The organism is Streptomyces tritici (genome assembly GCF_048500665.1).
Classification (GTDB): Bacteria; Actinomycetota; Actinomycetes; order Streptomycetales; family Streptomycetaceae; genus Streptomyces; species Streptomyces tritici.
In genome coordinates this window covers 6945741-6963812 of record NZ_CP183183.1, presented here as the reverse complement: position 1 = coordinate 6963812, position 18072 = coordinate 6945741, and the positions used below count along the sequence as shown (strand labels likewise).

Here is an 18072-nt window from a genome sequence, read left to right as displayed (position 1 = left end):
GCGGTCCACGCCGTGCAGGGCCCGTGGCGGGCCCGGCGTCACACGCGCTCGGCGGCGGCGAGGGTGAGGCGGCAGAGCCGTACGAGAGTGTCGTCGTCGCCGAAGCCGCCGGCCTTGACCAGGACGGGCAGGGCGGCGGGGCCGCCGACCAGGGTGCCGCGCGCGACGCCGGGCTCGGGCTCGTCGACGAGGTCGAGGCCGGTGGCGTCGAGGGCGTGAAGGACGACGGCGGCCGTCTCGCCTCCGGTGACGACGAGCGCGTCCACCGTCCCGTCCGCGGCGAGCGAACGCACCGTCGCGGCCATGGCGGCGGCGAGGCCACGCGCCGTGCCGGGGGCGATGCGGTCGTCCGGGGTGGCCAGGGTGAGGACCGGCGCGGTCAGGCCCTGGAGCGCGGCGGCGGTGGCGGCCGGGTCGGGGCCGGCGGTGACGCCGTCGGCGTCCGCCTCGGCCCGGAGCCGGGCGAGTTGGCGGCGGGTGGCGGGGTTGGCACTGCCCACGACGACCAGGGGGCGGCGGGCCGTAACGAGCGCGTCGGCCGTGGCACCGCCGGGGCGGGCGTGGTGGCGCGCCAGCGCGGCGGCAAGGCCCGGGGAGCCGACCCACAGCACCTCGTCGGGCCGGGGCACGGATGCGACGATCCGGTCGAGGTCGGCGTCGGTGGTGGCCGAGCAGACGTACAGACCGCCGCCCTCGGCGAGCAGTCCGGGCAGGCGCGTGACCGCGTCGCCGGGCCGGACGTGCACGGCGCCGGGCAGGACGGCGGTGAGGTCGGCGCGGGTGACGGGGTGGACGGGGTCGCGGGCGAACTCGCTCTCGTGCACCGGCACTCCCCTGACGTACTGGACGGCGTCCCGCGTCGTCCGCCCCTCGGCGGGGAAGGCCGGCGCGACGACCACGGACCTGCGGCCGGAACCCGCCCACGCGGCGCGGATCTCGGCGGCGAGGTGGCCGCGGAGGGTGGAGTCCACCGTCTTGAGGAGCAGTCCCGCTCCGGCGAAGGCCGCGGCGGCGCGACGGGTGACCTCGGCCGCGGCGGCCTCGTCGAGGAGCCGGCTGCCGAGATCGACGGCGGTGACGCCGGGGGTGAGGCCGGGGGTGGACGGTGCCGGGGCGGCGAGCTGGATGCGGGCCGGGTGGCCGGCCCGGCGGAAGGGCGCGGCGCCGTCCGCGGCGCTGGTGAGGTCGTCGGCGAGGATGGCGAGGGCGGCCATGCCGGTGCCTCCAGAGGTGGGAGTGGGTCGCGGTGACGGACCCGATCTTGACCGGTGGTGTCGCGCCGCGACAAACGGCGACGGTAGGGGGCGGTGGCCGACGACGTCACCCGGGCGGGTTGCCGTACCGGGCGACGAGCGCGGCGGCGCGGTCGCGCAGGGCGGTGCGCAAGGACTGCGGGGCCAGGGCTTCGGCGTCCGTGCCGAGCTGCCACAGCGCCCACTCGGCGTGGCGGGCGTCCTGGAAGGTCACTTCCAGCCGCAGCCGCCCGTCGGTGTCGGGCTGTTCCGCGCGGACGGCCAGCGCGGTGTCCAGGAGTTCCTCCCGCCGCGCGGGGTTCAGCTTCAGCAGCACGGTGAGGTGGCTGTCGGAGAGGAACCGGGCGGAGCGCTCCCGCCAGATCCGGTCCAGGTCGACCCGGTCGGGGCGCTGTGCCGGTTCGGGCAGTTCCTCGGCGGCGCGCACCCGTGACAGCCGGTACGTGCGGTCCTCGCCGGACCTGGTGGCCAGCAAGTAGGCCCGGTCGCGGACGGTGACCAGACCGATCGGGTCCACCGTGCGCCACTCGGGCGTGCGCCCGGCGGCCGCGTAGTGGATGCGCAGTTTGTGCCCGGCGAGTACCGCGCGCCGGACCTCGAGCATGGTGGTGCCGGGTATCTCCTCCGTGACCAGTCTGCGGGAGAGCAGGTCCGTCTCCGGGTCGACGAGGAAGCGCCGGGCGGCGTCGCCGGCCGTGGCGCGGTGGTTCTCCGGCAGCGCGTCGACGACCTTCCGCATGGCCGAGGCGAGCGCCGAGCCGAGGCCGAACACCTGCTCGCCGCGGCCCGAGCCGGCGGTCAGCAGGGCGAGGGCCTCGTCGTGGTTCAGGCCGGTGAGTTCGGTCCGGAAGCCGGGCAGCAGGGCGAAGCCGCCGTGCCGGCCGCGTTCGGCGTAGACGGGGACGCCGGCCGCGGAGAGCGCCTCGATGTCGCGCAGCACCGTGCGCGTGGACACCTCGAGCTCGCGGGCCAGCGTCTCCGCGGTGAGCCGACCGCGTTGACGCAGCAGCAGGACGAGGGAGACCAACCGGTCGGCGCGCATGCGGGAACCGTAGCGGAATACATGACAGAGGGTGTCGTGATGTGCCGGGAGGCTCGTGATCACGACGTCGGGGCTCGGCGGTTGCCGGGCCGGTGGACGTCCGTACGCCTTCCTGCGAACCGAATGGAGTGGATGGAGCGATGGAACGAACCGCGGTCAATCCGGTGACGTGGTCGACGGAGTTGGGCTTCAACCAGGGTGAGGTCGTCTCCGGGCAGACACGGACCCTGTACCTCTCGGGCCAGGCCGCGACGGCCGACGACGGCAAGCCCCGGCACGAGGGGGACATGGCGGGGCAGTTGGGGCTATGCGTCGACAACATGGAGGCCGTGCTGAGGGAGGCCGGCATGTCGCTGGCGAACCTGGTCCGGCTCACGGTGTACACCACCGACGTGGATCTGCTCTTCCCGCATTACGGCGTGCTGGCCGGGCGGTTGGCCGCCGCGGGGGTGGCTCCCGCGACCACGATGCTCGGGGTGACGCGACTGGCCCTGCCAGGCCTGATGGTCGAACTGGAGGGCACCGCCGTCGCGTGATGCGGCATCGCCGCCCTCGGCCACCCGTGCCGTGCCGGTCCGGCGTCGGCACGGGTGGCCGGTGTCGGACGTGCGGGGCGGTGGTGACAGGCTGGGGTCATGAGAGCCACGGGTACGACGGGTGCACGCCAGAACGGCGGCCTCAACTCGCTGGGTGAGGTGGCGTGCCGCTACCGGGCGGGCGAGATCCCCCCGGAGGACCTGCCGATGATCGCCGCGGAGGCGCTCGCGGCGGGGCTGGACGCCCCGACGCTGTGCGAGCTGGCCGGCTGGCCGCGCACCGCGGATCCCCGCGACATCCGCGAGGCGTTCGAACAGGCCCTCTGCGAGTGCGGAATCGCGCTGCCCGATCCGGCGGTTGCGCGGCGCCACGGTCTGCGCCGGCTGGCGGCGCGGTTCGTGGCCGGAGAGCTGACGACCGCGGATCTGGCGACGGACGACTGGTGGGAGACGGAGGCCGAGACCGCCGAGGAGTGCGCGTTCGTGGCCCTGATCCCGCAGTGCGCGTGCTGCGTCGCGTACACGCTGGGCCTGGACGAACGTCAGTGGGACGCCGAGCTGCGCGTCGCGGCGGCGGCCCTGGCGTCGGCGTCGCCGCTCGCCCCCGGCTGCTGAGCGCGGCCGGGGGCGAGCGGCGACGTCAGTCGGACACGGACTCCTCGCCGGCGCGCCGGTAGCGCTCGAAGATCACGCGCGAGGCGAAGGTCCTGGTCTCGACCAGGTCCAGGCGCAGTTCGTCGAAGACGGGCGGCAGGAAGGGCGTGCCGCCCCCGACGACGACCGGATAGCGGAACATCTGCAGCTCGTCGACGAGACGCTGCTCGATCGCCGTCGCCGCGAGGCCGGCTCCGCCGATCCCGACGTCCTTGTCCGTCGCGTCCAGCGCCGCGGCGGCCTCCTCGGCCACGGACGCCTCGGCGAGCCGGGCGTTGCCCTGGACGCTGTCGAGCGTTCGGCTGAAGACGATCTTGGGGAGGGCGCACCAGACGTCGGCGAACTCGGCCTCGGCTTCGGTCGCGCGCATCGCGGGATCCGTCTCCCAGGGCAGCATGGTCTCGTAGAGCCTGCGCCCGCAGAGAAAGCGCCCGAGCTGCCGCGTCTGCTCGATGTGGAACCGGAACTGCTCGTCGTCGGGACGGGACCAGTCGAACGTGCCCTCACGGTCTTTGATGAACCCGTCCACGGAGACGCTCATCGAGTAGATCAGCACGGCGTCGAACCCTTCCCCACGAAGCGGCCTTCGGCGACATTCACCCCGGAAGACTCCCGCAGCGAACGCCGCGGTGCACCTTGACTCGCGGAGAGGTCAGGCGTTCGAGTCGTCGGGGGTGGTGGTTCGGGTGACGAGGCGTTCGTAGCGCTGGCGGGCGGCCTGGGGGGTGCCGAGGCCGAGGCCGAAGGCGATCTCGGGCCAGGTCATGCCGCGGCCGCGGGCCATCTGCAGGAGGCCGGCCTCGAGCTCGTCCATCTCGCCGCGGACGAGCGGCACGAGGCTCAGGGCGGCGGTGATGTCCGCGCGGTCCACCTCGGGTTCGCCCTCCTCCAGCAGGGCCGCGCCGCTGAGCAGGAACGACACCAGCCGTACGGCCTCGTGCGGGGCCAGCACGTACGGGTGCGTCTGGCGGCCGCGCTGCTCGCTCGTCGCGGCGTGCCGCTCGGCGATGCGGAAGAGCGAGGCATGGACGCGCTGCGCGCGGGCCTGCTCCGGGTCGGCGGGAGTGAAGGGGTCCGTGGCCTCGGTGGTCTCGGTGGCGGGCGTCGGGTCGGGAGTCGCTGTCATGGGTCCAGGATGCAGGGGCACACATCACGGTGTCAACGAGTTAAGATGAACAAGTTGTTTGCTTCCTGCGTGTGCCTACTGCAAGGCGTGCACCCGGGTGCGGGCGTCCGGCGGGCCGAGGGTCAGGCCGTTCTCGTCCAGCGCGTTGAAGACCGTGAGCCGGCGGCCACCCTCGAACGCGAAGGCGACGTCGATCCCCTCGCCGGCCCTTCCGTCGGGGCCGATCCACTCCACGAACTCGACGCGCGCCAGGGTCCGGCCCAGCACGGAGGCCGGCTCCGGCAGTGCGTCGTCACGCCAGCACAGGTCGAAGTCCGGCCAGACGACCGGCCGGCGGGGGTCACACTGGTTCCAGGTGACGGACAGCTCGTCGAACTTCTTGTGGTTCAGTTCGAGCCGCTCCCCCTCGAAGTCGAGCAGGACGGGACAGTCGGCGAACCATTCGTCGTCCTCCGTGTCCCACACCACCCACACGCCTGACAGCCGCCGCCCCACCAGCCCCCGCAGCCGCCGCCCGTGCGCCGCCTCGACGGCACGGCCGCCGACGAGCCACTCGGGCCGGTATCCCGCGATGCCGAAGTCGAACACGTCCCGCCCTTCACCCACAGGACTCCACCCGCACCTTGCTCCCGGCCCCCGGGCGCGCCACATCCTCGACGGCGACACAGATCCCGAAGACGCGCTCGTACCCGGTCCAGCCGTTCACCCGCCCCCGGTTGTTGCTGATCCGCATCCGTCGCCTCGCCCGGTCGACGGCGGAGACGAGATGCAGGTACACGGTTCCCGAGACCTTGGTGAGGACGATGTCGCCGGGCCCGACCCGCTCGGGGTCCGCGGGCGCCACGGTCACCCGCTGACCGCTACGGATCAGCGGGACCATCGAGGACCCTCGGGGGCGGAACTCCACGGTCTGGCCGGCGGCCACGCGCCCGGCCATGACGTCCATCATGCCCATCGCCCGATCCTGCCCGGCGGGACCGGCGACGGCCAGTGATTTTCGGCAGAGCCGGTCGTCGATTTCTCTGCCCTTTTCGCATATCGGGTGGAACCATGTCTTTCCGGGAGGTGTCTTCCCCTGTGACACCACAGTCCCCACCGCACCAAGGAAATCGGGGGCGTCATGTTCCACCGCAAGGGCCTCGCGGCCGCCGCCGCGGGCATGCTCCTCACCGCCGGGATCGGCGCCACCATCCCGGCCTCCGCTTCCGCTCCGCAGTCCGCCTCCGCCTCCACCACCGCCCCGTCGACCGCACTCGTGGTCAACGCCCGGTGGGGCGGGCACGGCTCCTTCGACCGGCTCGTCATCGACGTGAAGGGCAAGATGCCGCCCGTCACGGTGAAGCCGGTGAAGGTCCTGCGGTACGACGGCTCCGGGAACAGGGTTCCGCTCGCCGGGAAGTACTTCCTGGAGATCAAGCTCTCCCCCGCCGCCGCCCACAACGACGCCGGCCAGTCCGTCTACAAGGGGCCCCGGCTCGTGAAGATCTGGCTGCCGACGCTCAAGGGGCTCGCGTTCACCGGAGACTTCGAGGGCGTCGTCACCTTCGGCACCGCCTTCCACACCAAACCCGTGTACAAGACGTTCACCCTGCACTCCCCGGAGCGCTTCGTGCTCGACGTCCGGAACACGGCCCACTGCCCCGTCTGAGCCGCACGGCCGGACGGGCCGAACACCGCGGGCCCGGCCCACCCCACCGCCGGGCCCGCCCCCTGCCGTCGCGCTACGCGAACGCCCCGGTCTCCAGGTACACCGCCGCACCCTCCCGGCGCGCCCGGTCGATGTGCGCGAGCCGGTGGAAGTTGCGCGGGGACATGATCCGCTCCCACTCGGCGAGCGTGAGCACCCGGTACTCGGTGTGCTCCTCCGGGTCCAGGACGACGCCCGCGATCTGCTCGTCGTCAAGCGTCCCGCCGTCGAAGATGAAGCCGATGTGGTTGGCGGGCCAGTCCTCGCCGCACGGCGCCAGGAAGTGCGCGGCGAGCAGCCGCGGCTCGCCCTCGAACAGGATCCCGGTCTCCTCCCGGCACTCGCGCACGGCCGTCTGCCAGGGCGTCTCCCCCGGGTCCATGTTCCCGCCCGGCCACTGCCAGGCACCCGAGCCGTACACCGAGCGGAGCTGGAACGGCCGGCCGGCGGTGTCGGTGAAGTACAGACAGGCGTACGCCGTGGCCTTCGGCAGGGTCGCGACGTACTCGACGGGTGGCAGCCAGGTCCTCGCCATGAAGTCAGCTTTCTCTCGACGGTTCTCCCGGCCCATCCTGGCGGCCGGCCCGCGCCGATCCGACCGCCTCCGTGCGGATCACCGGATCGGGTGAGCCGCGGTCGGCCGGCCCGCCCGTCAGCCCCAGTCGAGCGGCTCCAGGTCCAGGCGGCGCATCACCCGGCGCTCGTGGAACAGCCGCCCCACGAGGGCGCTGCCGTAGACCACGAAACCCACCCCGACCAGCCAGGACTGGAGCACGAGGACCGTGCCGAACTGGCCGTACGTCACCGCGTTCGAGGCGATCAGCGGGGAGAAGACGAACTGCGAGAACACCCGCAGCCCCAGCAGCCCCAGGGCCGTGAGGACCGCCCCCGGCATCAGGGCGCGCCAGCGGATGCGGCCGCAGAGCAGGAAGCGCTGCGACCACCAGAAGAACAGGAAGGCGCCGGCGAGGTCGGCCAGGGACACCGCGACCGTCAGCCAGGCGGACGACTGCGCCGGCTGGGGCGCGGCGACGAACAGCAGCAGCGCGCCGATGAGGACGGCGAGCCAGACGACGTGCCGCCACATGGTGTGCCAGCGGGCGGTGGGCAGGTCCCACACCCGCTCGTACCCGGTCTGCACCGCCGAGCCGAAGGTGACGCCGAACGCGGCGAGCGCGGCGAGACCGAAGGCGGTGGTCCGCTGCAGGGCCTGCCCGGGCTTTCCGAAGAGCAGCTCGACCTCCTCCTGGGAGACCTCCGTGACTCCGAGTCCGGCGACCAGCCAGCGCGCGAAGCCCTGGCCGCTGGCCAGGTCGGCGGCGGCGACCACGATGAGGAGCGGGACGAGCGTCAGCAGGCTCAGCGCCGCGAAGCCCATCGCCCGGTGCATCAGCTCCATCTCCCGGCCGCGGGCCCAGACCAGTCCGACGGCGGAGAAGATCACGTGCTCGTGGAACCGGTGGAACCAGTGGCCGTGCGCGGGCTCGGGTCCGGTGGAAGGGGGCATGCACCGTCGAGTACCCGCACGGGGCCCCGACGTCCCCGTCGTGCCGCCGAACGGGGGACGGCACGTTCGTCGAACGAGCGGGCCTAGAGGCTGTGTTCCTGGAGTACGCCGGAGAGTTTCTCCGGGTTCACCTGGAACCGCAGGTTCACCACGCGCCCGTCGACCAGGTCGAAGGTGACCGCCGCGACCGGCACGTCGCCCCGGAAGGCGAGCGCGCCCTCCTCGCCGTTGATGTGGGCGCGCCGCGTCGTGATGCCCTGGGCCTCCGGCTTGGCCATGACGCCGAGGATGAAGCGGGCGATCGCGTCGGCGCCGTGCAGCGGCCGGAGCGCGGCCCGGACCTTGCCGCCGCCGTCGGACCAGGCCGTGACGTCGGGGGCGAGGAGTTCCATGACGGCGTTGAGGTCGCCGCCGGCGCAGGCGGCGAGGAAACGGTCCGTCACCTCGCGCCGCCGGGTGCTGTCGGTGTCGTACCGGGGACGGCGGGCCTGTACGTGTTCCCGCGCCCGGTGGGCGGTCTGACGGACCGTGGCCTCGCTGCGCCCGAGGGTCTCGCCGATCTCGGCGTACGAGTAGCCGAACGCCTCGCGCAGCAGGAAGACGGCGCGTTCTAGGGGGCTCAGGCTCTCCAGGACGACCAGCAGGGCCGTGGAGACCGTGTCGGCGAGTTCCGCCTCGTCGGCGATGTCCGGTGTGGTGAGCAGCGGTTCGGGCAGCCAGGGGCCGACGTAGGCCTCGCGGGCGGCTCGGGCGGAGGTGAGCCGGTCGAGGGAGAGGTTGGTGACGGTCCGCACGAGGTAGGCACGGGGGTTGCGGACGGTGGAACGGTCGGCGCGGTCCCACTGGAGCCAGGCGTCCTGGAGCACGTCCTCCGCGTCGGTGACGCTGCCGAGCATGCGGTAGGCGGTGGCGAAGAGGAGCCGCCGGTGCTCGGTGAACGGCGTGAGCGGGTCGGCGGCGGACGGCGTGTCGATCACTCGTGCCACCCTGCCAGCCGCCCCGACCGTACGGCAAGCGGGATCGGGGCGCGGCGGACGGGAGTTGGCGTGGGTCAGGGGCGGCCGACGGCGCGCGGGGACGCTTCGCGGCGGGATTCCCGGGTGCAGCGGTCCGCGGCGGGGACCTCCGCGCCGCCGGGCAGAACGGCGGTCGACGCCTGGAGCGCGGCGCTCACGAGCGTCGCGAGCAGGTCGATGTCGGACTGCATGTCGAGACGGACCGTCACCCAGGCGGAACCGGCGCGGAGTCGTACCGCGGTGGATCCGATGAGTGCCGGACGGAGTTTGGCGATCATGGATCGGGTGAGGTGGACGTCGGCTTCGTGCTCTCCGTGGAAGTGCACGATCTCCTGCGTGGTGGTGCGCAGTCCGAGTTCCGCACCGCAGTGGGCTCGGTCGGCGATCAGCGACGGCCAGCTCATCAGCCGTTCACTGGCGTGCCGGGCAGTGTTCATACCCGGATCGTGCCGCCCTTCGGGTGACTCGCACAAGCGGGATGAGCGAGCAATTCGCGTCGTCACCGCGCGAGTACGCATCCGGCAGCGTACGGGTGTACGAACCGGGAGGTTTCGGCGGCCCGCCGCCGCGAAGAGACGCTCAGACGACGGAGACCGGGGTGCGGTCGCGTATGCGGGCGGCGAGTACGGCGACGTCGTCCTCGGCGTTGCGGGCGTCGAGCCGGACGAGCACCTCCTCGACGACGGCCTCCAGGCCGGAGCCCGGGGGCATGCGGACGCCGGCCAGCCGGTCCAGGGAGTGGTCGATGTCCTCGCCCCGGCGCTCCACGAGCCCGTCGGTGAAGAGGAGCAGCGTCTCGTGGGCGGACAGCTCGCGGGTGCCGAGTTCGTAGCCGCCGACGCCGGTGCCGAGCGGGGGTCCCACCGGTACGTCGACGATCTCGGCGGACCCGTCGGCGGTGAAGACCACCGGCGGCAGGTGTCCGGCGCTGGCGAAGCCGGCGGCGCCGCGCGCCGGGTCCACCTGGACGAGCAGACAGGTGGCGGGGCGGCGGGCGCCGTCCTCGGCGACGGCGGCGTCGAGCTGGCGCAGGACGCGGTGCGGAGGGAGGTCGGTGGAGGCGACCTCCCTCAGGGCGGTGCGGTAGGCGTTCATGTCGACGGCGGCGTCGAGTCCGTGGCCCATCACGTCGCCGACGACGAGCAGGGTGCGGCCGAAGTGGAGCCGGACGGTCTCGAACCAGTCGCCGCCCACGAGGGTGCGCCGGCCGGCCGGGAGGTAGCGGCCGGCGACCTCCAGGTTCGGGTGGGGGCGACCGGGCTCGGCGACGAGGGCGCGCTGCAGATGCAGCGCGGTGTCCTCGATCGCGGCGAGGCGGCGCGCGTGGCCGAGGTGGAGCGCGGCGAGGCGGGCGGTGGTGCGCAGGGTGGCGCGCTCGTGCCCGGTGAAGGCGGCGGCGGCGCGGGTCACGAGGAGGGTGCCGTGGAGCAGGCCCTGGGCGGCGAGGGGGACGGTGACCAGGTCGGCGGGGTCGGCGGCCTCCAGGAGTTCGGCCGGTCCCGACCGGGCGACGCGGTGGCCGGACGCGCGCTGACCGGGGCGGGACGGCGCAGCGGCGGGGAAATCCTCCGTCGGCGCGTCCTTCGCCTCGGCAGGCTCCGGGAGGAGGTCGACCGCGGCAGCGTCGCAGAGCCGCAGCCGGTCGTGCAGGAGGTGCACGAGTTCGCGGCAGACCGCTTCCGTGTCGAGGGTCGTTCCGAGCCGCTCGGCAGCCTCTTCCAGGGCCCGCAGCCGGTCGCGCACCGCTGCGTGCTCGCGGGCCGAGGTCTCCTGAGGTCCCTCACTCGCCGACACGGCACCTCCATCACGGCAGCCACGCTGGGCAGCACCGTCACAGCCATTCCACCAGCACCACGGGCACCCCGGCACACCGAACGGGTGACGGGGGATCGTTTCAGCAGGTCAGAGAGGTACGACGGGGTGACAACCGGGGAAGGCGAGTCCTGTCGTGCGCTCCGCACGGCCAGCAGCTTATCGATCAAGGATTCCCATGCGTCTTCGCCTTGCCGCGACCGCCGCCGCCGGCGCCTTCGCCCTCCTCCTCTCCCTCCCCGGCTCCGCCTCGGCCGCCTCGGGCCAGTTCACGTACGTGTACGCCGACGAGAACGGTGACCCGGCCGTCGGGCGGCTCTTCGACCCGCCCAGCGGCGTCTGCCTCACGCTGTCCGAGGTGGCGGACGAGGCGACGACCCCGCCCGCCCACTCGCCGCGCAACCGCACGGACGCGGTCGCCACGGCGTTCACCGGCACGGACTGCACCGGCGACGCCTTCTCCATGCGGCCGCACACGGGATACGGCTCGGAGCGGCTGAAGCTGCGCTCGGTCTTCTTCTCCTGAGCCCTGCGCACCGGTCCGGGCGGCTCGGCTCCCTCCGGCGAGCCGCCCGGAGATGCGGACCGCCCCGATCACGCCTGCGTGACGTTCGCCGCAAAGACGCGCGCGGCGTTGTGCGGCGGCGCGCACGGTGATCGAGTACGGGCGACAGGAACCGTGCGGCCGTGCGTGCCGCGAGAGTCGGGGGGATCCATGACGACCGGGGACGACGCCTCCACCGGGTACTTCACGTCGGTGGACGACGTGGCCGTGCGGCTCGCCGAGACGGGCTATCTCGCCTCCCCCGCCGTCGCCACGACCGTCTTCCTGGCCGACCGGCTCGGCAAACCGCTGCTGGTGGAGGGCCCGGCCGGCGTGGGCAAGACCGAGCTGGCCAAGGCCGTCGCGCAGGTCGCCGAGGCCCGTCTCGTACGGCTCCAGTGCTACGAGGGCGTGGACGAGTCGCGGGCGCTGTACGAGTGGAACCACGCCAAGCAGCTGCTGCGGATCACCGCGGGCCGGGGCGAGAGCTGGGACGAGACCCGCACGGACATCTTCGGCGAGGAGTTCCTGCTGCCCCGGCCGCTCCTGACGGCGATCCGCGGCGACGAGCCGAAGGTGCTGCTCGTCGACGAGCTGGACAAGGCGGACATCGAGGTCGAGGGCCTGCTCCTGGAGGTCCTCGGTGACTTCCAGGTGACCGTGCCGGAGTACGGCACGATCCGGGCGACGCGCCGCCCGTTCACGGTGCTCACCTCCAACGCCCACCGCGAGCTCTCCGAGGCGCTGCGCCGCCGCTGCCTGTTCCTCCACATCGGCTACCCCGACGAGGAGTTGGAGCGCCGCATCGTCCGCATGAAGGTGCCGGGCGTCGACGAGACGCTGACGGCCTCGGTGGTGCGGGTCGTGGCCGCGCTGCGCGCGATGGACCTGCGCAAGGCGCCGTCCGTCGCGGAGACCGTGGACTGGGCCCGCACGCTGCTGGCGCTCGGGGCGACGACGCTGGACGAGACGGTGGTGCGGGACAGTCTCGGGGTGATCCTGAAGCACCAGGAGGACGTCCTGAAGGCCGCCGCCAAGCTCGACCTGGACGCCGTGTGAGCGTCGAGCCGGGCACGTCGCCCGCGGAGGGCGTCTCCGGCCGGCTGACCGGTCTGGTCCGGACGCTGCGCGCGCACGGCCTGCGCATCGGGCCGGGCGAGACCGTGGACGCCGGTCGGGCCCTGGAGGTCCTCGGGTTCGCGGACCGGGAGCGGATGCGGGAGGGCCTGGCGGCCACGCTGCTGCACCAGGAGGGGCACCGGCCCCTGTTCGACCGCGTCTTCGACCTGTACTTCCCGCTGCGCGTCGGCATCCCGGACGCCCCGCCCGCCCAGGAGGGGCCGCCCGACACCGCCGAGCTGCGCGAGCGCCTGGTGGCGGCGCTGGCGGCCAGCGACGAGGCACTGCTCGGACGGCTGGCGGCGGAGGCGGTGGGCGCGCTCGGCGGGTACGGCACGACGCCCGGGTCGGACGGCTGGTCCTCGTACCAGACTCTGCAACGGCTGCGGCCCCAAACACTGCTCGTACGGGTCCGGGAGGCGGTGCGGGCCGGCCGGGCGGCGGCCGGCGGGTCCGGCGGCTCGGGCGCCCCGGCCGAGGGCGAGATGTTCACCGACCGGCTGGACGACGACGAGATCCGGCGCCGGATCGAGGCGTTTCGGGAGCAGGTCGCGACCGAGGCGCGGAGGCGTGTCGCCGAGCAGCGCGGCACCGAGCGGATCGCCCGGCGCGCGGTCGGCGGCACCGCGGACGGCGTGGACTTCCTGCTGGCGGGTCGCGCCCAACTCGACGAACTGCGCCGTACGGTGCGCCCGCTGGCCCGCAAGCTGGCCACCCGCCTCGCCGCGCGGCGCAGGAAGGCGGCGCGGGGAACCATCGATCTGCGGCGGACGCTGCGCGGTTCGCTGTCGACCGGCGGTGTGCCGATGCGTCCGGTGCTGCGCCGGCGGCGGCCGGGCCGGCCCGAACTGGTGCTGCTGTGCGACGTGTCGGGGTCGGTGGCCGGCTTCGCGAACTTCACGATGCTGCTGGTCCAGGCCCTGCACGACCAGTTCAGCAAGGTCCGGGTGTTCGCCTTCGTCAATCGGGTGGACGAGGTCACCGACCTGGTGGCGCGCGCCTCGGCCGATCCCGCCGGCCTCGGTGAGCGGGTCCTCGCGGAGGCGACGCTGACGGGCTGGCACGGCCAGAGCGACTACGGCGCGGCACTGGGCGAGTTCGCCGAACGGTACGTGGAGGCGGTCGGCCCCCGGACCGTCGTGTTCGTGCTCGGGGACGCGCGGACGAACATGAGCGATCCGAACCTTCCCGCGCTGAAGACCGTCGCGGACCGGGCGCGGCGGGTGTACTGGCTCAACCCCGAGCCGCCGTCGCTGTGGCAGACCGGCGACTCGGTGGCAGACACGTACGCCGGGCTCGTCGAGATGCATCCGTGCCGCAACGCCCGTCAGCTGGGCGCGCTGATCGCGCGGCTGCTGCCGGTGTGACACCGCGGGCCGCCTCCCGGCGCGCGTCTTCAGGAGCGGACCGAGGCGGCGCGGTAGCGGGACGGGGTGATGCCGTACCGGTCGACGAACGCCTGGCGCAGGGACTCCGTCGTGCCGAAGCCGCAGCGGCCGGCGACGGCGGTGAGCGGCAGCGTCCCGCCGGCGAGGAGCTGGGCGGCGGCCTCGGTGCGCACCCGCCGCACGTACCGGCCGGGCGTGGCGCCGAGGTGCTCGCGGAACAGGCGGGTGAGGTGCCGCTCGCTGACGCCGCCGAGGGCGGCCAGCGTGGCCGTCGACAGATCGCCGTCGAGATGGCCGGTGATGTGCGCCGCCATCCGCCGGACGAGGTCGTCGGTCACGGGCGGGGCGTCGGTGAAGATGCTCATCTGGGCCTGGTTGCCCGGTCTTTGCAGGTAGACGACCAGCTCCCGGGCGATGCGACGGGCGGGTTCGGCGCCGTGGTCCTCCTCGACGAGGGCGAGGGCGAGGTCCAGGGCGCTGGTGACGCCGGCGGCGGTGAGGACGTGTCCGTCGCGTATGTAGATGGGTGTCGCGTCGACGTCGACGGAGGGGTGTCGCCGGGCGAGCCGGTCGGCGTACCGCCAGTGCGTGGTGGCGCGGCGGCCGTCGAGGAGGCCGGCGGCGGCGAGGATGCCCGCTCCGGTGCAGACGGAGGCGACGCGCCGGCTGACCGCGGCGAGCCGGCGGACGTGGGCGACGATCCGGGCGTCGGAGGTGGCCGCCTCGAACCCGAACCCTCCGGCGACGATCAGCGTGTCCAGCGGGCCGGTGAGCCGCTCCAGGCTCTCGTGGCCCTGCATCACCAGGCCGGTCGGGCAGGTGATGGGCCGTCCGCCGGGCGTGGCCAGCAGGACGCGGTACGGGGGCTTCACCTCCCCGGTGACGTTGGCCATGGCGAGGCTGGTGTTGAGGGAGGCGATCTCGAGGAGCTCTGCGCCGTCGTACCCGACGACCACGATGCGGCGTTCCATGCCGTCAACCTAGGCCGGAAGGACGGCTACCCCAAGGTTTCGGACCTCCCGCGCCACCGGACTTCCGCCGGGGCGGGGCGCCGCGGACCGTGGGGGCATGGAGAACACACAGCAGCAGCACGTCCACGTCGCCGGCCGTCTCGCGCGGCGCTGGCCCACGGTGGTGGCCCTGGTCTCGGTCGCGGTCATCTTCTGGGACGGCGGGGTCGACTGGCGGTCCTTCGCCGTCATCATGGTCGCCCTGCCGGGCGCGTACCTGGTCTTCGGGACGCTGCGGGGCGAGTTGCGCAGCCTGCGCGCGTTCGGGATCCAGCTCGCGGGGCTCGCGCTCTGGTCCGCGCCCGCGCTGGCGGCCTTCGCGCTCGGCGACCCCTGGGCGGTGTACATCGTCGCCGGGGCCTGGTTCGCGCACGCCGCCTGGGACTTCGCGCACCACCGGGCCCGCGCGGTGGTGCCGCGGGCGTACGCGGAGTGGTGCATGGTCGTCGACGCGCTGGTGGCGGTGGGGCTGGTGTGGTCCGCCTGAGCCTGTTTGGCCAGGAGCCGCCAACCGCGTCTGCGCGGCCCGGCCCGGGGAAGCAATCACTCGACGTGAGCGCGAGCGGCGCTTCTGACGGGAGGGGACGGGATGTCGGTGACGCGGGTGGGCGGTGACGGCGGGGCGCGGCCGCGGGTGCTGCTGCTGTGCGAGGGCGGCAAGAGCCGTTGGGAACAGTTCCTGGACGCGTACGAACGGGCGCGAGCCCGGCGTGATCGACGAGCCATCCCCTGAGGCCCGGTCCGGGCGGTGCGACGACCGGCGCGCCCGCTTGGTGCGGGTGACCGACGTGGGGTTCCTTGGGTGGCACGCCGTACGCGACCCCGAGGAGCCCCGCACCATGGCCGAGTACCGGATCGAGAGCACCCGTGACGGGTTCCGCCGCTGGACCGCCCGCAACGACCGGGGCGCGGAGGTCCGGATCGCCGCGGCGGACGACGACGCGGCTCAGCCGTCGTTCACGCCGGTGGAGCTGCTGCTCGCCGCCATGGCGGGCTGCGGCGGGCTCGTGGTCGACCGGACGGCCCGGACCGTCGACCACGACGACCTGCGGATCGTCGTGGAATCGGTGTCCGGCCCGGACGACGACGGCCGGCTCGGCCGGATCAGGGTCAGCTACGAGCTGGACCTGCCGGCGGAGGACGCCCGGGCCGTGGAGACGTTCGCCCGGGGCGTGCGGCTGACCCATGAGCGCTACTGCACGGTCAGCCGCACCGTCGAGCACGGCGCCGCCGTGGAGGCGGTGCTGCCCGACGGCACGACCGCCTTCCAGGGCGGCTGACCGGCCTCCGCCGTCACTCGTCCACGGGCCAGATGCCGGCCGCCGCGCGCTCCGCGGCGGCGTGCCACCAGGCGGGCGGGGAGGCCGTCGGGCGGGAGGTGGGCTGGTCGGGGTGGAGCCCCAGGGGCGGCAGGGCCTCGGCGCGGACGCGAACGTCGAACCAGCCGCGCCAACGGCCGTCCGGGCCCGGTCCGCAGCTCAGGCCGATGCGGAGGTCGTCGGGGCGGAACGGCATCCAGTCGATGCCCCGCTCACGCAGTCAAGCGCGGAGCGCGGCCAGGGGGGCCGGGCAGCCGGGCAGGTTCTCGTACGCGGCGACGGTGATCCACTCGGGCTCGGGGGTGTGTGCGGCGATCATGGGTCCATCATGCACCCGGTCTCGGGCGCGGCGGCCCGTCCCGTTAGCGTGGGGGCATGGAACTCATGGGGCAGATCTCCGCCGACCGTCCGCTGCTGGTGCTCGCCGTCAAGGAAGAGGCACAGCATCTGGACACGCGCCTGCCGGTGCTGCTGACCGGCATGGGGAAGGTCAACGCGGCCACGGCCCTCGCCACCGTCCTCGGACGGGGGCCGCTGCCCTCGGCGGTCGTGAACCTCGGCACGGCCGGTGCGCTGCGCCCCGGCCTTTCCGGGACGCACGTCATCGGCACGGTGATCCAGCACGACCTCGACGGCGAGCTGCTCGCGTCGCTCACCGGGGAGCTGTACGGCGCTCCCCTGACGCTGCCGGAGCCGGACGGCGGTCCGACGCTGGCCACCGGTGACGCGTTCATCTCGGACGAGGCCGCCCGGGCCCGGCTCGCGGAGCGGGCGGCGCTGGTCGACATGGAGGGCTACGCCCTGGCGACGGTGGCGCAGCGGGCCGGCGTGCCGATCCGGCTCGTGAAGCACGTCAGCGACGAGGCCGGCGAGGGCGCGGCACGCAGCTGGCGCGAGTCGGTCGCCGACTGCGCCCGCGCGCTGGCCGGCTGGGCGGCCCGGCACGTACCGCACCACTCCTGAGCCGCGGTCCCGTCACGGCGTGGCGGGGCGGGCTCCGGCCAGGGCCCGCAGGAGGGTCTCGGCGAAGCCGTCGGGATTGTCGATCAGCATGTTGTGCCCGGCGCCGGGCACCTCGAAGACCGGGACGCCGGCCGCCGCCATGGCGTCCGCCTCCGCGTCGGGACGGCTGTGCGCGCCGACCAGGAAGGCACGCGGCCGGTCGAGCCCGGTGAGCAGGTCGCCCTCGGCGGGCGCGTCGCCCACGACCAGGGCGACGGCGCTGCGGTGCAGGGCGACCGGGTCGGCGAGACGCAGCCGCGCCGCGTAGTCGGGGGCCTGCTCGGCGACCATGCGGGCATGGCCCTCGCGGACGAACTCCGCCTCGGACTGTCGCGCGACGGGGGTGCTGAACACCCCGCCGCCGGGGTAGAGGTTCGGCTCGGCCACGACGAGCCGGGCCACCAGGTCGGGGCGCGCGGCGGCGAGCCGGATCGCGACCGCACCGCCCATCGAGTGGCCGACGAGGTCCACGTCGCGGAGCCCTTCGTGGTCGAGCAGTTCGGCGACGACCGCGGCCTGCTCGGCCATGGTGTACCCGAAGTCCCGCGGCCGGTCGCTGAGTCCGTGGCCGAGCAGGTCGACGACCAGCGCACGCGACCCCCGCAACCCGGGCCGCGCGACGACGTGCGCGAAGTCGGAGGGCCCGGTGCACCCCAGCCCGTGCACGTACACCCGCACCGGCGCCCCCGCCTCGTCGCCCGGCAGGTCGAGCCACCGCACGTACGCCCGTGTTCCCTTGAGTTCCAGCTCTCGCACCCCGAACCCCCTGTGAAGCAGTCATTCTGCGTCCCGTCACGACGAGTCGGCCACTCTAGAGGGCCCCTTGACGGACCTCACCACCGGGGCAGTCACGGACCCGGCAACCCTCCCGTCCCCCGCGGCGCGGGCATGCCGACACGGGACCTACGGTGGCCGGTACGGCAGGACCGTCACCGTCACGTCGCCGGCCGACCGGGAGAAGTACGCGACCGCCGCCGAACCGCGCGCCCCGAGGCGTTCGACCGCGCCTTCCCCGGCTTCCACAGCGAAGCCCACGGCGTCACCATCGACCCCGGCA

General features: G+C 73.9%; 25 protein-coding genes. 10 read left to right on the top strand and 15 right to left on the bottom strand.

The window, feature by feature from the left end:
- Window positions 1-38 precede the first annotated feature (38 nt).
- The gene (locus tag ACNJ93_RS32150) at window positions 39-1214 is read right to left on the bottom strand and encodes a four-carbon acid sugar kinase family protein (RefSeq protein ID WP_418960989.1); all 1176 of its coding nucleotides are present in this window, start codon (window positions 1212-1214) and stop codon (window positions 39-41) included.
- Window positions 1215-1320: 106 nt separating this feature from the next.
- Window positions 1321-2295 carry a helix-turn-helix transcriptional regulator gene (locus ACNJ93_RS32145; protein ID WP_418960988.1) on the bottom strand — a complete coding sequence of 325 codons (975 nt, stop codon included), beginning with the start codon at window positions 2293-2295 and terminating at the stop codon, window positions 1321-1323.
- Window positions 2296-2435: 140 nt separating this feature from the next.
- Between ACNJ93_RS32145 and ACNJ93_RS32140 the strand changes: the two genes are divergently transcribed.
- The gene (locus tag ACNJ93_RS32140) at window positions 2436-2831 is read left to right on the top strand and encodes a RidA family protein (RefSeq protein ID WP_418960987.1); all 396 of its coding nucleotides are present in this window, start codon (window positions 2436-2438) and stop codon (window positions 2829-2831) included.
- Window positions 2832-2930: 99 nt separating this feature from the next.
- Complete coding sequence (locus ACNJ93_RS32135) at window positions 2931-3446, top strand: hypothetical protein (protein ID WP_418960986.1); 516 nt, start codon at window positions 2931-2933, stop codon at window positions 3444-3446.
- 25 nt (window positions 3447-3471) lie between these two features.
- Here the strand turns inward: ACNJ93_RS32135 and ACNJ93_RS32130 are convergent, their stop codons facing one another.
- The 4 genes from ACNJ93_RS32130 to ACNJ93_RS32115 form a co-directional block, all read right to left on the bottom strand.
- The gene (locus ACNJ93_RS32130) at window positions 3472-4026 is read right to left on the bottom strand and encodes a dihydrofolate reductase family protein (protein ID WP_418961598.1); all 555 of its coding nucleotides are present in this window, start codon (window positions 4024-4026) and stop codon (window positions 3472-3474) included.
- Between the two features lie 111 nt (window positions 4027-4137).
- The gene (locus ACNJ93_RS32125) at window positions 4138-4611 is read right to left on the bottom strand and encodes a DNA-binding protein (protein WP_418960985.1); all 474 of its coding nucleotides are present in this window, start codon (window positions 4609-4611) and stop codon (window positions 4138-4140) included.
- 75 nt (window positions 4612-4686) lie between these two features.
- Window positions 4687-5217: a hypothetical protein gene (locus ACNJ93_RS32120; RefSeq protein WP_418960984.1), complete on the bottom strand. Its 531-nt coding sequence runs from the start codon at window positions 5215-5217 to the stop codon at window positions 4687-4689.
- Complete coding sequence (locus ACNJ93_RS32115; protein ID WP_418960983.1) at window positions 5210-5566, bottom strand: S26 family signal peptidase; 357 nt, start codon at window positions 5564-5566, stop codon at window positions 5210-5212. The genes ACNJ93_RS32120 and ACNJ93_RS32115 overlap by 8 nt, the downstream gene beginning before the upstream one ends.
- A gap of 165 nt (window positions 5567-5731) precedes the next feature.
- On the opposite strand from ACNJ93_RS32115, the gene ACNJ93_RS32110 reads away from it, so the two are divergent.
- Window positions 5732-6259: a hypothetical protein gene (locus ACNJ93_RS32110; RefSeq protein WP_418960982.1), complete on the top strand. Its 528-nt coding sequence runs from the start codon at window positions 5732-5734 to the stop codon at window positions 6257-6259.
- A gap of 73 nt (window positions 6260-6332) precedes the next feature.
- On the opposite strand, the gene ACNJ93_RS32105 is transcribed toward ACNJ93_RS32110, so the two are convergent.
- From ACNJ93_RS32105 to ACNJ93_RS32085, 5 genes are all read right to left on the bottom strand, one after another.
- Window positions 6333-6833 carry an NUDIX domain-containing protein gene (locus ACNJ93_RS32105; RefSeq protein ID WP_418960981.1) on the bottom strand — a complete coding sequence of 167 codons (501 nt, stop codon included), beginning with the start codon at window positions 6831-6833 and terminating at the stop codon, window positions 6333-6335.
- 117 nt (window positions 6834-6950) lie between these two features.
- The gene (locus ACNJ93_RS32100; RefSeq protein ID WP_418960980.1) at window positions 6951-7805 is read right to left on the bottom strand and encodes a YhjD/YihY/BrkB family envelope integrity protein; all 855 of its coding nucleotides are present in this window, start codon (window positions 7803-7805) and stop codon (window positions 6951-6953) included.
- 83 nt (window positions 7806-7888) lie between these two features.
- A complete protein-coding gene (gene sigJ / locus ACNJ93_RS32095; RefSeq protein ID WP_418961597.1) occupies window positions 7889-8701 on the bottom strand; it encodes an RNA polymerase sigma factor SigJ in 813 nt (270 codons plus the stop codon).
- 155 nt (window positions 8702-8856) lie between these two features.
- Window positions 8857-9258 (bottom strand): luciferase family protein, encoded by a 402-nt coding sequence (locus tag ACNJ93_RS32090; protein WP_418960979.1) that lies wholly within the window; start codon window positions 9256-9258, stop codon window positions 8857-8859.
- Window positions 9259-9400: 142 nt separating this feature from the next.
- Window positions 9401-10615 (bottom strand): PP2C family protein-serine/threonine phosphatase, encoded by a 1215-nt coding sequence (locus ACNJ93_RS32085; RefSeq protein ID WP_418960978.1) that lies wholly within the window; start codon window positions 10613-10615, stop codon window positions 9401-9403.
- A 196-nt stretch (window positions 10616-10811) separates the two neighbouring features.
- Here ACNJ93_RS32085 and ACNJ93_RS32080 point away from each other — a divergent pair, with 196 nt between their 5' ends.
- From ACNJ93_RS32080 to ACNJ93_RS32070, 3 genes are all read left to right on the top strand, one after another.
- Window positions 10812-11159, top strand: a complete 348-nt coding sequence (locus tag ACNJ93_RS32080) for a hypothetical protein (protein ID WP_418960977.1) — start codon at window positions 10812-10814, stop codon at window positions 11157-11159.
- A 189-nt stretch (window positions 11160-11348) separates the two neighbouring features.
- Window positions 11349-12236: an AAA family ATPase gene (locus ACNJ93_RS32075; protein ID WP_418960976.1), complete on the top strand. Its 888-nt coding sequence runs from the start codon at window positions 11349-11351 to the stop codon at window positions 12234-12236.
- On the top strand, window positions 12233-13663 hold the full coding sequence (locus ACNJ93_RS32070) for a vWA domain-containing protein (RefSeq protein ID WP_418960975.1): 1431 nt from the start codon (window positions 12233-12235) through the stop codon (window positions 13661-13663). The genes ACNJ93_RS32075 and ACNJ93_RS32070 overlap by 4 nt, the downstream gene beginning before the upstream one ends.
- A 29-nt stretch (window positions 13664-13692) precedes the next feature.
- On the opposite strand, the gene ACNJ93_RS32065 is transcribed toward ACNJ93_RS32070, so the two are convergent.
- A complete protein-coding gene (locus ACNJ93_RS32065; RefSeq protein ID WP_418960974.1) occupies window positions 13693-14655 on the bottom strand; it encodes a GlxA family transcriptional regulator in 963 nt (320 codons plus the stop codon).
- Window positions 14656-14752: 97 nt separating this feature from the next.
- On the opposite strand from ACNJ93_RS32065, the gene ACNJ93_RS32060 reads away from it, so the two are divergent.
- The 3 genes from ACNJ93_RS32060 to ACNJ93_RS32050 all read left to right on the top strand — a co-directional run bounded on the left by ACNJ93_RS32060 (window position 14753) and on the right by ACNJ93_RS32050 (window position 15974).
- Window positions 14753-15181 (top strand): hypothetical protein, encoded by a 429-nt coding sequence (locus ACNJ93_RS32060; protein ID WP_418960973.1) that lies wholly within the window; start codon window positions 14753-14755, stop codon window positions 15179-15181.
- A 102-nt stretch (window positions 15182-15283) separates the two neighbouring features.
- Window positions 15284-15427, top strand: coding sequence for a hypothetical protein (locus tag ACNJ93_RS32055; RefSeq protein ID WP_418960972.1), 144 nt, complete (start codon window positions 15284-15286; stop codon window positions 15425-15427).
- Window positions 15428-15482: 55 nt separating this feature from the next.
- Window positions 15483-15974 carry an OsmC family protein gene (locus ACNJ93_RS32050; RefSeq protein ID WP_418960971.1) on the top strand — a complete coding sequence of 164 codons (492 nt, stop codon included), beginning with the start codon at window positions 15483-15485 and terminating at the stop codon, window positions 15972-15974.
- A 13-nt stretch (window positions 15975-15987) separates the two neighbouring features.
- Here the strand turns inward: ACNJ93_RS32050 and ACNJ93_RS32045 are convergent, their stop codons facing one another.
- The gene (locus ACNJ93_RS32045) at window positions 15988-16209 is read right to left on the bottom strand and encodes a hypothetical protein (RefSeq protein ID WP_418960970.1); all 222 of its coding nucleotides are present in this window, start codon (window positions 16207-16209) and stop codon (window positions 15988-15990) included.
- Between the two features lie 179 nt (window positions 16210-16388).
- On the opposite strand from ACNJ93_RS32045, the gene ACNJ93_RS32040 reads away from it, so the two are divergent.
- Window positions 16389-16976 carry a nucleosidase gene (locus ACNJ93_RS32040; RefSeq protein ID WP_418960969.1) on the top strand — a complete coding sequence of 196 codons (588 nt, stop codon included), beginning with the start codon at window positions 16389-16391 and terminating at the stop codon, window positions 16974-16976.
- 12 nt (window positions 16977-16988) lie between these two features.
- On the opposite strand, the gene ACNJ93_RS32035 is transcribed toward ACNJ93_RS32040, so the two are convergent.
- Both ACNJ93_RS32035 and ACNJ93_RS32030 read right to left on the bottom strand, forming a co-directional pair.
- Complete coding sequence (locus ACNJ93_RS32035) at window positions 16989-17771, bottom strand: alpha/beta fold hydrolase (protein WP_418960968.1); 783 nt, start codon at window positions 17769-17771, stop codon at window positions 16989-16991.
- A gap of 147 nt (window positions 17772-17918) precedes the next feature.
- Window positions 17919-18050, bottom strand: coding sequence for a hypothetical protein (locus ACNJ93_RS32030; RefSeq protein WP_418961626.1), 132 nt, complete (start codon window positions 18048-18050; stop codon window positions 17919-17921).
- Window positions 18051-18072 lie beyond the last annotated feature (22 nt).

Coding starts and splice junctions, on each gene's coding strand:
- ACNJ93_RS32080 (WP_418960977.1), top strand. CDS start 10,812: ATGCGTCTTCGCCTTGCCGCGACCGCCGCCGCCGGCGCCTTCGCCCTC.
- ACNJ93_RS32115 (WP_418960983.1), bottom strand. CDS start 5,566: ATGGGCATGATGGACGTCATGGCCGGGCGCGTGGCCGCCGGCCAGACC.
- sigJ (WP_418961597.1), bottom strand. CDS start 8,701: ATGCTCGGCAGCGTCACCGACGCGGAGGACGTGCTCCAGGACGCCTGG.
- ACNJ93_RS32135 (WP_418960986.1), top strand. CDS start 2,931: ATGAGAGCCACGGGTACGACGGGTGCACGCCAGAACGGCGGCCTCAAC.
- ACNJ93_RS32045 (WP_418960970.1), bottom strand. CDS start 16,209: ATGCCGTTCCGCCCCGACGACCTCCGCATCGGCCTGAGCTGCGGACCG.
- ACNJ93_RS32125 (WP_418960985.1), bottom strand. CDS start 4,611: ATGACAGCGACTCCCGACCCGACGCCCGCCACCGAGACCACCGAGGCC.
- ACNJ93_RS32100 (WP_418960980.1), bottom strand. CDS start 7,805: ATGCCCCCTTCCACCGGACCCGAGCCCGCGCACGGCCACTGGTTCCAC.
- ACNJ93_RS32145 (WP_418960988.1), bottom strand. CDS start 2,295: ATGCGCGCCGACCGGTTGGTCTCCCTCGTCCTGCTGCTGCGTCAACGC.
- ACNJ93_RS32040 (WP_418960969.1), top strand. CDS start 16,389: ATGGAACTCATGGGGCAGATCTCCGCCGACCGTCCGCTGCTGGTGCTC.
- ACNJ93_RS32075 (WP_418960976.1), top strand. CDS start 11,349: ATGACGACCGGGGACGACGCCTCCACCGGGTACTTCACGTCGGTGGAC.
- ACNJ93_RS32055 (WP_418960972.1), top strand. CDS start 15,284: ATGTCGGTGACGCGGGTGGGCGGTGACGGCGGGGCGCGGCCGCGGGTG.
- ACNJ93_RS32060 (WP_418960973.1), top strand. CDS start 14,753: ATGGAGAACACACAGCAGCAGCACGTCCACGTCGCCGGCCGTCTCGCG.
- ACNJ93_RS32130 (WP_418961598.1), bottom strand. CDS start 4,026: ATGAGCGTCTCCGTGGACGGGTTCATCAAAGACCGTGAGGGCACGTTC.
- ACNJ93_RS32110 (WP_418960982.1), top strand. CDS start 5,732: ATGTTCCACCGCAAGGGCCTCGCGGCCGCCGCCGCGGGCATGCTCCTC.
- ACNJ93_RS32090 (WP_418960979.1), bottom strand. CDS start 9,258: ATGAACACTGCCCGGCACGCCAGTGAACGGCTGATGAGCTGGCCGTCG.
- ACNJ93_RS32105 (WP_418960981.1), bottom strand. CDS start 6,833: ATGGCGAGGACCTGGCTGCCACCCGTCGAGTACGTCGCGACCCTGCCG.
- ACNJ93_RS32150 (WP_418960989.1), bottom strand. CDS start 1,214: ATGGCCGCCCTCGCCATCCTCGCCGACGACCTCACCAGCGCCGCGGAC.
- ACNJ93_RS32065 (WP_418960974.1), bottom strand. CDS start 14,655: ATGGAACGCCGCATCGTGGTCGTCGGGTACGACGGCGCAGAGCTCCTC.
- ACNJ93_RS32140 (WP_418960987.1), top strand. CDS start 2,436: ATGGAACGAACCGCGGTCAATCCGGTGACGTGGTCGACGGAGTTGGGC.